The sequence below is a fragment of the Bacteroidales bacterium genome (assembly GCA_035353855.1).
In the GTDB taxonomy this organism is placed as follows: Bacteria; Bacteroidota; Bacteroidia; order Bacteroidales; family CG2-30-32-10; genus DAOQAK01.
In genome coordinates this window covers 61,943-74,906 of record DAOQAK010000011.1, presented here as the reverse complement: position 1 = coordinate 74,906, position 12,964 = coordinate 61,943, and the positions used below count along the sequence as shown (strand labels likewise).

The 12,964-nt window shown below is 34.3% G+C and carries 10 protein-coding genes; 1 reads left to right on the top strand and 9 read right to left on the bottom strand.

Features of this window, described 5'->3' with window-relative positions:
• Positions 1-175 precede the first annotated feature (175 nt).
• The 5 genes from PKK00_04350 to PKK00_04330 form a co-directional block, all read right to left on the bottom strand.
• Entirely contained in the window at positions 176-637 is a 462-nt protein-coding gene (locus PKK00_04350) for a DUF2141 domain-containing protein (GenBank protein ID HNW97628.1), read from the bottom strand.
• A 453-nt stretch (positions 638-1,090) separates the two neighbouring features.
• Complete coding sequence (locus PKK00_04345) at positions 1,091-1,714, bottom strand: hypothetical protein (protein ID HNW97627.1); 624 nt, start codon at positions 1,712-1,714, stop codon at positions 1,091-1,093.
• 193 nt (positions 1,715-1,907) lie between these two features.
• Complete coding sequence (locus tag PKK00_04340; protein ID HNW97626.1) at positions 1,908-2,927, bottom strand: NAD(P)-dependent oxidoreductase; 1,020 nt, start codon at positions 2,925-2,927, stop codon at positions 1,908-1,910.
• A gap of 274 nt (positions 2,928-3,201) precedes the next feature.
• Positions 3,202-5,988 carry a DNA polymerase I gene (gene polA / locus PKK00_04335; GenBank protein HNW97625.1) on the bottom strand — a complete coding sequence of 929 codons (2,787 nt, stop codon included), beginning with the start codon at positions 5,986-5,988 and terminating at the stop codon, positions 3,202-3,204.
• Between the two features lie 88 nt (positions 5,989-6,076).
• Positions 6,077-8,017 carry a M1 family aminopeptidase gene (locus PKK00_04330; GenBank protein HNW97624.1) on the bottom strand — a complete coding sequence of 647 codons (1,941 nt, stop codon included), beginning with the start codon at positions 8,015-8,017 and terminating at the stop codon, positions 6,077-6,079.
• 113 nt (positions 8,018-8,130) lie between these two features.
• Here PKK00_04330 and PKK00_04325 point away from each other — a divergent pair, with 113 nt between their 5' ends.
• Positions 8,131-8,343: a hypothetical protein gene (locus PKK00_04325; protein ID HNW97623.1), complete on the top strand. Its 213-nt coding sequence runs from the start codon at positions 8,131-8,133 to the stop codon at positions 8,341-8,343.
• A 2-nt stretch (positions 8,344-8,345) separates the two neighbouring features.
• Here the strand turns inward: PKK00_04325 and PKK00_04320 are convergent, their stop codons facing one another.
• The 4 genes from PKK00_04320 to PKK00_04305 form a co-directional block, all read right to left on the bottom strand.
• On the bottom strand, positions 8,346-9,974 hold the full coding sequence (locus PKK00_04320) for a S41 family peptidase (GenBank protein HNW97622.1): 1,629 nt from the start codon (positions 9,972-9,974) through the stop codon (positions 8,346-8,348).
• A gap of 10 nt (positions 9,975-9,984) precedes the next feature.
• Positions 9,985-11,262: a sulfate adenylyltransferase subunit CysN gene (gene cysN / locus PKK00_04315; GenBank protein HNW97621.1), complete on the bottom strand. Its 1,278-nt coding sequence runs from the start codon at positions 11,260-11,262 to the stop codon at positions 9,985-9,987.
• A gap of 257 nt (positions 11,263-11,519) precedes the next feature.
• A complete protein-coding gene (locus PKK00_04310; GenBank protein HNW97620.1) occupies positions 11,520-11,999 on the bottom strand; it encodes a hypothetical protein in 480 nt (159 codons plus the stop codon).
• 55 nt (positions 12,000-12,054) lie between these two features.
• Positions 12,055-12,933, bottom strand: coding sequence for a site-specific DNA-methyltransferase (locus tag PKK00_04305; GenBank protein ID HNW97619.1), 879 nt, complete (start codon positions 12,931-12,933; stop codon positions 12,055-12,057).
• Between the last annotated feature and the right edge of the window lie 31 nt (positions 12,934-12,964).

The following is a 12,964-nucleotide window of genomic DNA, read 5'->3' as shown; positions in this document are numbered from 1 at the left end:
ATTTTCAGCTCATTCAATCTTGATTTTTTGCAAACCTGTTTTCTTTGAGTATAAAAATAATACGAATCATTTTTTTCATAAAAAAAATATTTAAACCGAATCCCGTATTAAACGCATAAATATAAATAAAATTATTCGTAACCGGGTTAAGATAAATACTATTTTCTATAATCAGTTAAAAAATATAAATCATTTCAATTTCAGTATTTTTTTGCACATTGATTTTTACATCTTCAAATGAAGGTTTGCTGAAAACCGGTCTGTAATTATTCGAGAATCCAAAACCTTCAGTTGGAATACCAAAAAAATTAGTACTTAATTCCTCATTTGAATCGGCATCGTGGAAAGTGCCTATTGCGTAAGTGCCCGGAGGAATGTTAAAAGTATATTTCAATGTAGTTGACGTTACTAACATTGATATTCCTTTATAAACTTTTTCCTTTTCGGGATAACCATTAGCGCTATTCCATAATGCAATATGTGCCTTACCTTTTATTTTATCAAGTCCGGTAAGTTTTACAGTAAGATTTATATTTTGCGTTGATGGGCTAATTTTTTTCGAATCGAATGAAATACTAAATGCAGAAATAACAATAACGATAATTATTAAAGCAGCCGATTTGACAAATGTTTTCATTGAAAATAAAATTAAATTTTAATAATTTTTTAGTCATTACTTTCGAATCGGAAACAATTTCAATAATGTATGTTCCTATAGCAAATGATGAAACATTAAATTTTATCAAAATATGAACTATTCTATTTTATTGAACTTTTAGTAGAATTTTTCAATAAAATAATTTAAAAGAATATTTAAAGTAATATGTTCGACTTTCTTAAAACAACCGTTCGGTAATTTTTCATTAACTTTTGGGCTAAAGCCCAATTTTATTGAGTTTTAATAGCCCCGACCTTAAGGTCGGGGCTACTGTGAAACCTACATTTATAAAGGATTTTAGTCCTTGCATAAATAAATTACCGAACTATTATTAAAAAAGAGGAGTTTTAATTATAAGAGAATAAATAGCAATAGATTTCCACTTGCATATAAATAATTTATTTAACGCAACGAAAATATAATGATAATAAATTATTGTTGATTAGCTGCCTGTTTCAATTCCTTTAAAGGCTTAACTGACTGGAATAAATAAATTAGGAATAATACTCTTACAACTATCCATGCGAACGACATATTGTTGTTTGACATCATTTGAAAAACTAGTCCTGTAACGGCATCAGCAATAAGTAAAACAATAGCTGTGATTAAAGCAATCAATGAAAGTTTTTTCACCAGGAAAGCAAGTCCGATAAAAATCAATCCATAAAAAACAACACCAATGCCTATTTCCTTAAATTCATTTCCGCCAATTGTTTCAAGCAGTAATCCAATCACTGTATTGAACAGGGCCACAAAAAGCAATATACCAAAAGCAACTTTTATTTTTTGTGCAGGATCGGAATCCGAACCGGGACAAGGTTGTCCGTTATGCAACACTTCGAGTCCGGCTTTACCAAAACCCACATTTAATTTTACCCAAAGTGTAGTTCCATCAAGCAGGTTAAACTGGCGTCCTTCCTTTAGTTCCCGTTGCGAGCCAACAGTACCAATAATTTGACCGTTATGACGAACTGTAAAATTTTTCCATGCAAAGCCCCACGAAATTTCTATTTCTTTAGGACCTCCATTTATAAGTGAATAGCGCTTTCTGGGCATAACATAAATATTATTTTATAGTTGTGTAGTAAAAATAATAATTTTTTTACAATTGGTATAAGATATACTGAGCGTTCGGGGTTGCCTTTTTTGCAAACTCGAATAGCCGAAGTATAACACTACATCATAAGATATAGTAAACATAATGCATTGAAAGGGTGAAAATAAATTGTTCTATTGCAATAAAATAATTTTAGAAATAATGTTTAAGATCCGTTTCGTTTTTATTTTTTATTGCAGCTAAAGGCTCTGATTGTTTTTGAAGTGATTTCTTTACCATTTTTTTAAATACTGAAGCGGCAACTTTTTGAAACGGAGAAACAGATTCTTTAACATACCGGAAATAGTCATCAATGGTAACTCTGCGGAAATCAAGAATCTGATGAAGCTTATCCACGTCTTCATAATAACCACAATGGAAGTTTCTTTTAGCAAATGAATTTTCCTGAAAATCCAAATCCCCTAAGCCAAATAATTTAAATGTGGATGATAAAAATTCCTGGTACGAAATTCTGCATTTTTCGCCCCCGCTTAAATTATAAATATTCTTATTCAGTTCATCCAGATGGTTCACTGCATGTACAAATGCTCGTGCTGCATCGTATGGGGTTGCTATTTCCATTTTTGTTTCGAGCGGCATATGGAACATTATTCCTGAAGCTTTATGATTACCTGCTCCCATTATAGCCGTAAGACGGAATATAGACCAATTCAGTTCACTATTTGTAACTAGTTTTTCGGCTTCAATTTTTGTAAGACCATACTCATCCCTGTCGCTTGGCTTAAGGTCGTCAGTAACTTTAATCCATGGATTTTTTATTCTGTCGCCATAAACTGAAATGGATGAAGCATAAAGGAAAAAAACTTTTGGTGAAAATTCTTCAAGGCATTCAATAAGATTTTTTGTTCCAATAACATTTACTTTATTCGCCAGCTGAGGCTGTTTATCAGCTAAAGGAGGAATAATAGCAGCAAGGTGAATAACCACATCCTGATTTTTACAAGCATTACAAACATCCTCTTTATTTGAAATGTCACCATAAATAACTTTTACACGTTTACTGATTTTTGAAAAAAAACGTTCGGAGTTTTTATTTTTTTTATCGAAAACAGTAATTTCAATATTATCATTTTTTTCGCATAGTTGTTTCACAACTTCACTTCCAACTGTTCCCGATGCGCCTGTTACTAATACTTTTTTTGATGTGCTCATAAAAATTTTATAATGATACCTGTTTAGGAGAATCTTCTTTTTCCCTTCCGAATTTATAACCTAACGAAAATTGCAAATAGATTTTCAATGTTTAAATTCGTTCTATGAAAACGAAGACAGTTTTAAAATTTTGAATTACTCAAATAAACATTGTATTGAAGCGATTAATGAAACGGCACAGCAAGCCGTTCTGAAAAAATAATTCTAAGAAAAATTTCTGTGAACTTTAAAAGTCTCGGCAAGCATGCTGGTAGAAATTTTTAAGGTTTTTATTCTAATGCGCCTCTAGCCAATTATCGCCCGAACTGATTTCCACTTCAACAGGTATTTTCATTGGAATAGCTGATTTCATGAGCGACTCAACAATACGTTTTACAATGTCGATTTCATCTTTATGAACATCAAAAACCAATTCGTCGTGCACCTGCAAAATCATTTTCGATTGCAGTTTTTGTTTTTCAAATTCATTAAAAATATTGATCATGGCAACTTTTATCATATCGGCAGCGCTGCCCTGGATAGGAGCGTTTATGGCATTTCGCTCGGCATAACCACGAACAACCGAATTCGTTGAATTAATATCATTAATATATCGTCGACGATTTTTTATGGTTTCTACATAACCGTATTTACGGGCAAAAGCGATGGTTTCTTCCATATATTTTTTTATGGAAGGATATTTTGCAAAATATTGATCGATGATTGATGCTCCTTCTTTACGAGGAATACCAAGCCTTTCAGCAAGTCCGAAAGCGCTCATTCCATAACTTATTCCGAAATTTACAGCCTTTGCACTGCGGCGCATATCTTTTGTAACTTCACTTAAAGGGATGTTGTATATTTTTGAAGCGGTAGCTGCATGGATATCCTGTCCTTGTGCGAAAGCTTCTTTCATGCCTTTATCGCCACTCAGTTCGGCAAGTATGCGTAATTCTATTTGTGAATAGTCGGCAGAAATCAACGTGTATTTATCATTACGCGGAACAAACGCTTTTCGAATTTCACGGCCTTTTTCGGTACGTATAGGAATATTCTGAAGATTCGGATTGTTTGAACTCAGCCTGCCTGTAGCTGCTACCGCCTGGTTATATGATGTGTGTATCCTTCCTGTGCGTTTATTAACCAGCAATGGCAATGCATCTACGTAAGTTGATTTTAATTTGGTGAGCGAACGGTAATCGAGAATTTTTGAAACTACCGGATGTTTGTTTACTAATTTTTGTAAAATATCTTCACCGGTGGAATATTGTTTTGTCTTAGTAAGGCGGGCATTTTCGGAAATTTTTAATTTATCGAAAAGTACTTCGCCCAATTGTTTTGGCGATGAAATATTAAATTCGGTTTCGGTAAGTTCGTAAATTTCTTTTGTCAGTAATTCAATATCTGTTTGCAACTGTATGGAATATTCGTTAAGCGCCGTAATGTCAATTTTAACGCCTTCGGCTTCCATGGCAGCAAGTACAGGAACAAGAGGCATTTCAATTTCTTCAAAAAGATGTTTTGTTTCTGTTTCTGTTAACAGCGGCTCGAAAACATTTTTCAGTTGGAGCGTAATGTCGGCATCTTCACAGGCATACTCTTTAATTTCTTCAAGCGGAACAATACGCATCGAGAGTTGCGATTTTCCTTTTTTACCAATAAGACTGTCAATATGAACAGTTTTATAATTCAAATAATTTTCGGCAAGAACATCCATTCCATGACGCATATCGGGTTGAAGTAAATAATGTGCAAGCATGGTATCGAATATTTTTCCTTTTACATTTATATCATACCATTTCAAAACCGAAATATCAAATTTCAGGTTCTGCCCTATTTTAGCAATACTTTCATCTTCCAGCACCTCTTTGAATTCATGAACAATCTGTACTGTTTCATTATAATTTTCTGACAAGGGAACGTACCAGGCTTCATGAGGTTTTATACTGAACGACATTCCAACTAATTCTGTGTCGTGTACATCAAGGCCTGTAGTTTCGGTATCGAAACAAAATGATCTATGTTGTTTTAAAATATTGATCAATTGTTTTCTTTTTCCCGGATCATCGGCTACATGATAAGTATGCGGTGTAGAATGAATATCTTTTTTTATGATTTCATTTCCTGATATTTCTCCCAAAGGAAAAAGTGTGTTCCCGGAAGTCTCTTTATTTTCAATAGTTTCAGGTTGCTGAAATGTGGGATTGGAAAATACTCTTTTGGCAAATGCACGAAATTCCAATTCATCAAAAAGCGATTTTAATTTATCTTCATCGGGCAATTTCCGTTTCAGCATTTCTTCGTTGAACTCAACAGGTACATCAAGAATAATCGTTGCAAGTTGTTTGCTGATGATAGCTTGTTGCTTGAATTCCTCCACTTTTAATTTAAGTTTCGGATTTTTAATATGAGAAGTATTTGCTAAAAGATTTTCAATATTATCGAATTCTTCCAGAAGTTTTCTGGCGGTAACTTCGCCCACACCGGGTATCCCCGGAATATTGTCGGATGCATCGCCCCACAACCCCAGCATATCAATAATTTGTTCAGGACGTTTTATTCCAAACTTTTCGCAAACCTGTTTTACACCCAGTACTTCGGCCTTATCACCAAAACGTCCGGGCTTGTACATAAATATTTTGTCGCTTACCAGTTGTCCGAAATCTTTATCGGAAGTCATCATATATGTTGTGAAGCCAAAGGTTTCAGCCTTTTTAGCTAGAGTACCTATGATATCATCCGCTTCATAACCTTCCATTGCAATGACAGGAATATTAAAAGCATCGATCATTGCAGTAATGTACGGTAACGAAGTTTCGATATCTTCAGGCATCGCTTCACGGTGAGCTTTGTACTGAACAAAATCGTCGTGACGTAATGTTGGAGCCATTGAATCGAAACATACTGCAATATGAGAAGGATTTTCATTTTTAAGCACTTCGTATAATGTATTTGCAAAACCCAGTATTGCCGAGGTGTTCAAGCCCTTGCTATTTACACGTGGATTTTTATTCATAGCGAAATAAGCCCTGTAAATCAAGGCCATTGCATCAAGAAGGAAAAGTTTTTTTTGTTCAGGCATTTAGAAATTTTTCAAAGTTGAAAGTTTGAGATTCAAATTTATTGCGATTTTCGTATTGATTATTTCAATTAAAAAGTCAATATCACGATTAAGGAATTTTTGAAATTTTCCTGTAAAATATTTTATCTGCAGATTTTATTTTTACAGAATATATTCCTTCTGCAAAAGAAGAGATATCTATATCCAAATACCCATTCATTCCTTCTGTTATTATTGATTTTATTAATGATCCTTTAACATCATAAATTTCTATCGATTCAATATTCATTCCTTTGTAATCAATGTTAAGAATATCTTCTGCAGGATTAGGAAATATATTTATCGACTCGACATAATCAATTTCAGGAGTACTAACATTTGCTATATTGTTCGCTGAAACAATCCATAACTCCGGATCGAACTTAACGGAGTCGGGTCTGAATCCTAAGTTTAAAGCATACTGCTGACCTGAAAAAGAATTATTGAAAACAACAATAGTATCGTGAGTTGCATTTTTAAATTCCAACGGAACAGGCATTTCAAAATAAGAAACCGAGCTGTGTGATTGCGACTGATTGATAACAATTGTCATATCATTACCTGAAGAAGAGACGTAGCAATTAATTGCATAAGTAGGATACCCTTCGCCATAAAGCCAATCATTAAAAAATTCTGTAAGATCGGTATCGCCAGCTGTTTCCATATGAGTAATAAAATCATCGGAACAAGCATAATTGTATGCAAGATCAGCATCGGTCAAATAATTTTTCATCCCTGCAAAAAAAGCGCTATCACCAATAACCCATCGTAACATATGTAAAAGCATTCCTCCTTTTTTATAAGAAAGTCTCCCGTCAAAAATCCTGTTCACACTGGTTGTATCAGTACAATAAACACTACCATCGGGTTGTGAAACGATATCATCAATTTGTATTTGTTTCCATTGTTTCCAATAAACTCCATTAAAAAGAAAGTTATAAGTTAACCCTGTCCAGTAAGTAGCAAAGCCCTCGTTTAGCCATATTTCGTGCCAGTTACCGCAGGTTATCATATCGCCAACCCACTGATGAGCCAGTTCGTGCGCCATCAGCTCGTGTCCAAAATCACAAAGAAAAGTATTGGTTTGATGTTCCATTCCTCCGCCCCAGTTGAATTGTGTTTGCCCATATCGTTCATTTGAATAAGGATATGGAATAAAAAGGCTGTCGTATAATTCAAGCGAGGGCACTACATTCAACGCGTTTGACAAAGCATTGGAATAATTTTCAGGATAAACATGATTCAATACTTCAAGCGAATCAGTTCCAAAATGAGCATATACAGAAAGGGTCTGGTAGTTTGTAATTGCAATAGCTATAAGGTATGCAGCAATTGGATAACGATGTTTCCAGTGTGTAATTTTATCAGCACCCTGAATGGTTTCTGAAATTTTTACACCATTTGATGAAGCTAAATACTGCGAAGGCGCTGTCACATAAACATCAATGGAATCAATTTTATCAGATAAATCATTTTTACATGGCCACCAATCCCTAGCGCCAAAAGGTTCCGAGAGTGTCCATACGATGGGTATTGAATTATGAGTTTCTTTTATAAAACTTCCAAAGCCGGTACCCGAAGGAACGCCATGATAGAAAACCGAAACCGAGTCAAGCTGATTTAAAGGTAATGCTGCCGGAAGCGAAATGTTCAAAGCATTGGATGAAGTTAATGTATAGGAAACATCTGTTGAATGATAAATAACCGAATCAACTACCAGTTCCGAAGACATATCAAAACTTATTTGCGAAACGCTGGCCTGAGTAGTTTTAAAATAACTGGTAACCTCGCCACTGATATATAATATATTCGGGTCAACACTCCAGCATAAGCGATGATATTTTAAATCGTAATTGTTTCCATTGTATGTCAATGTTCCTTTTTTAAGGGCATCAGCTTTTTTCTGATCCCTCAGCGCAAGCTTTTCGGTAAAATCTTTCTTAGGCGCTAACTGTGCAAATGCTGTTGAACAAAAAATTATTGTTATAATAAACGATAGGATATTTTTCATTGGAGATGATTTTAAAAAATAAAATTAGTTAATTTTATCATATAAAATAAGCTTTAATGTTATATGTAATAAAAATATATATATTTGTGGCTTCATATTTAAAAAACGATTAGATGAAAAAAGTTGCTTTCGCTTTATTGTACTTTTCTATTGTTGCTTTCATATCGTGCGGTCCATCTGAAGAAGAACACCGAAGACAAGTTCAGGTTGAAGATTCACTTTCTAAAATTGATGGAGATATAGCAATCGACAGGGCTAACGATATTCTCAGCGATACAACTGCTGCCGATTCTACCATTACCGAAAAAGATAAAACAAAAAAATAATTTTATTTTACTGCATCAAGCACCTCTATTGCTTTTTGTACTGTTTTATCCGTTTGATATAAAGTAGGATAAAAAGCTTTGTCGTTATACAGGTTTCTACCTATAAACGCTTTCAGATAAGTTTTAATATTTTTTTCGGATAATGAAAATCCTTCGGTATCTTTTTTAATTCCATTCTTTTCAGTATAAGCAACAAATTCATTAAGTATAGAATTATCAACATAAAATTTATTTAAAAAAACATCGGCATCAGGATATGTTGCTTTAAGTGTCTTGCGGTTTTTATCAACATAATCAAAAGCATACTGTATAAACAAACCTTTATTAAAAAGGGAAATAAAATATTTTGAATCTTCTTCTTTACCAATACCTACAAATACATCAGGCATAATACCGCCACCACCATAAACAATTTTTCCTTTCGGGGTTTTGAATTTTAATGAATCGGCAAACTTGATACTGTCGGCGGTTTCCAGCTCCCCGTCAATGAACCGCTGGTAAAATTCATTATAATACTCTTCGGTTCCTTCGCCATAAGGTTTTTGAATGCAGCGTCCCGTGGGCGTATAATAACGCGAAACCGTGAGCCTTATTGCCGAACCATCATATAGTTTCAATTGTTCCTGCACCAGTCCTTTTCCAAATGAACGGCGACCGATAATTGTTCCGCGGTCATTATCCTGTATTGCTCCGGCAACTATTTCGCTTGCTGATGCAGAGAATTCATTAATGAGAACTACTAAAGAATTATTTTCAAAGCTACCGTTTTTCGTAGCCAGAACTTCGTCTTTAGGTTTGTGTGCACCTTTGGTATAAACAATTAATTTTCCATCGGGTAAAAATTCATCAGCAACATTTATTGCCGCCTGCAGGTAACCCCCGCCATTATCACGTAAATCAAGTATAAGCTTGGTCATACCTTTACTTTTTAAATCCTTCAATCCCTTTGCAAATTCATCATAAGTAGTGGCCGAAAATTTATTTAGTTTTATGTATCCTATTTTTTTTGTGATCATATAAGCAATGTCCATACTGTATGTAGGAATAACATCCCTGGTAATGGTAAAATCGATAAGACCTTTAACGCCACGCCTTGAAACACTAATTTTAACTTCGGTTCCCTTGGGCCCTTTTAATAATTTTATTACCTGTGTATTTGAAATTTTCACAGAAGCAATATTTTTCCCGTCAACTTTTACAATCCGGTCGCCTCCCATAATTCCTTTTTGTTCTGAAGGTCCTCCTGCTATTACATTAATTACCGTAACCGTATCGCGCTGAACACGGAATTCAACTCCTATTCCTTCAAAGCTTCCCTGTAATGATTCATTTGCTTCTTTAAATTCAGCAGCAGAAATATATACTGAATGCGGATCGAGATTTTCAAGCAGGCTGCTTATAGCTTTTTCCGTAAGCGAATCTTTGGTAATAGAATCAACATACGATTCTTCAATATACTTTAAAACATCATTGAACTTATTATAACCTCCAGGGTTATATGAAAAAATATTTTTATTAAACGAGCTGTTTAAAGAAATTATACTTCCCAGGAACATTCCTGCAATAAGCACCAATGCCAACAAAATAGGCATATAGATAAATAACTTTTTCCTCTTTTCCTGATCTTCCATAAATTATATTTTATACAATCATACCTGCTCCAACCGTTTCGTTTGTTGATTCATCAATAAGGATAACGCTTCCGGTTATCCTGTTTATTTTATATTTATCAAAAAAGAAAGGTACGGTTGTTCGCAATGTTATGCGTGCAATATCATTCAATCCTATATTTTTATCTTCTTCAATACGATGAAGCGTATTAATATCCACTTTATAACGTATATCTTTGATAATGCAGCGGGCTTCACGTGAAGTATGTTTAATATGATATTTCCCGTTGTTCATTAATTTTTTCTCATTCAGCCAGCAAACCATAATATCAAATTCCTGGCCTATAGCAGGCATATTATTTTCCCTCACAATCATATCGCCGCGACTAATGTCAATTTCATCTTCAAGACAAATGGTAACCGACATAGGAGTGAATGCCTCTTCAACAGTGCCTTCCATGGTATCAATTGATTTTATTTTACTTGTCATTCCCGAAGGTAGCGCCATAATTTTATCACCGGGTTTGAAAACACCTCCAGCTATTCTTCCTGCGTATCCCCTGTAATCATGGTATTGCTCCGATTGCGGACGAATAACATATTGCACCGGAAAACGACAATCTACTAAATTCAAATCACTCCCGATATGAATAGTTTCAAGTAAGTACAATAATGACGGGCCTTCGTACCATTGCATGTTTTCCGACTTGTCAACCACATTATCACCGCGTAATGCACTGATAGGCACAAAGCGAATATCCTGCACTTCGAGTTTTGAAGCGAAAAGTGAAAAATCTTTTTTTATGTTTTCATATATCTCGCTGCTGTATTGCACCAGATCCATTTTATTTACACAAATAATGATGTGTGGGATTTTCAATAGTGATGCAATAAACGCATGACGCCTGGTTTGTTCAATAACCCCTTTTCGTGCATCAATAAGAATAATGGCAAGATTGGCTGTTGATGCACCCGTTACCATATTCCGAGTATACTGGATATGCCCGGGAGTATCGGCAATAATAAATTTCCTTTTAGGTGTTGCAAAATAACGATACGCTACATCAATGGTAATTCCCTGTTCACGCTCAGCACGTAACCCGTCAGTTAGTAAAGCAAGATTTACCTGTTCTTCGCCTTTACGTTCGCTGGCAATTTTAATGGCTTCAAGTTGATCTTCAAAAATGGATTTGCTGTCATATAATAAACGTCCTATTAGTGTGCTTTTCCCATCGTCAACGCTTCCGGCTGTTGTAAAGCGCAACAACTCCATATCAAGATAACCTTTGTGATCAAACTTTTCAGTCATTCTTTTATCAACAGAATAAAGGCTGTAATACCATTTTTAATTATTCTGCAAAACTACATTATATTTTTCTTTTAAAAAATAGAGGAGTTATACGAAAAGCTCCCTGAGTTCACCGCGACGAACTTCATGAAAATTAAATGAAACTCTGTGTAATTTTTTATTTCACGGAGGCTCTCTGAGAAGACACAGAGTTCGCTACAGAGAACACAGAGAAAAATAAAAATTTACATTTCTTTTTTAAAAAGGCTTCAATTATTTCAATCTATTTGTGAAATAATTACAACGTAATTTTTTCCGTATTTCTTTGCGCACTTAGGACAGGTGGTATACCACATATACATTTTTTTAGTTTTATACCCTTTTGCTTTGGCGCTTTCGGCATAGTCTTTACACCATTTTCCGGTTTCTTTAAAATTTCCTTCATACACTTTGCTGTAGAATTTTCCACTTAGTGTTACATTTTCTGCTCCGCTTATTTCTTTATCGACGGCAAGAAAAACATCCATATTAAATTTTGAAGTATGGTCGGAAAGGCACAACCATTCAGGTACCGAAGCTTTTGCTCCATCAACTTTTGTATGAAGTCTTCTCATTACATTCCCAAAATTCACGGGCATGAAAAAGATTGTGAATACTTTATCCTTTATAAATTTTTTATTATTCCATTCTGTTACTTTATCGCTCCATGGTTCAGGATTGAACGGAGGACAGCATTCGGGTGTTGGTTGAGGTGACATGGTTTTTATTGTTTGATGAGGTTTAGCAATTTAATTCTATCAATATTATAATAGATTATAATTTCAAATTTGTTTTATATTCTGCTTTAGGTTCGGCACATAAGAAAAGTTCAAGTTCATTTTTATTATTAAACCCTTTTATTTTCTCTTTATATTTTGCTGCAATAGTTTTATTTTCTATTTCAAGTTTTCTTTTTTTACTTATTTCAAGATATTCTATTTCTGAATCAATTCCCAGAAAGCGTCTATTTGCAAGGTTTGCAGCAATGCCTGTGGTGCTGCTGCCTGTAAATGGATCTAACACCCATGCATCGGGTTTAGTTGAAGCAAGTATTATTCTTGTTAATACTGATAATGGTTTTTGTGTAGGATGTTTTCCGCATGATTTTTCCCAAGGTGCAATTGCAGGTAATTTCCAAACATCTTTCATTTGCCTGTTGCCATTAAGTTGTTTCATTAATTCGTAATTGAAGTAATGAGGAACTTTTTCATTTTTACGAGCCCAGATAATTTGCTCTGTAGAGTGTGTAAAATAGCGACATGAAAAGTTAGGCGGAGGATTATTCTTTTCCCAAGTTATTATATTTAATATTTTAAAATCTAATTCTGTTAGCAATTGACCTATTGAAAAAATATTATGTAATGTACCGCTAATCCATATTGTAGCGTTTTCTTTCATTTTATCACGAACTAAAGAAAGCCATTTTTTGTTGAAATTATTTATATAATCAAAGCCATGCGATTTGTCCCATTTGCCTTTATTAACGCTTACTACTTTTCCGCTGTTTATAGTTAATCCATTATTTGAAAGGAAATATGGAGGATCTGCAAATACAATATCGAACTTATGTTCAAATTGAGGTAATAATACAAATGAATCTCCTTGAAGGAGATAAAATGATTTATCGGTAGAATTATAAAAAGGTTTAATCATTCTTCTAACATATCAGCTAAAAAGTGCAACA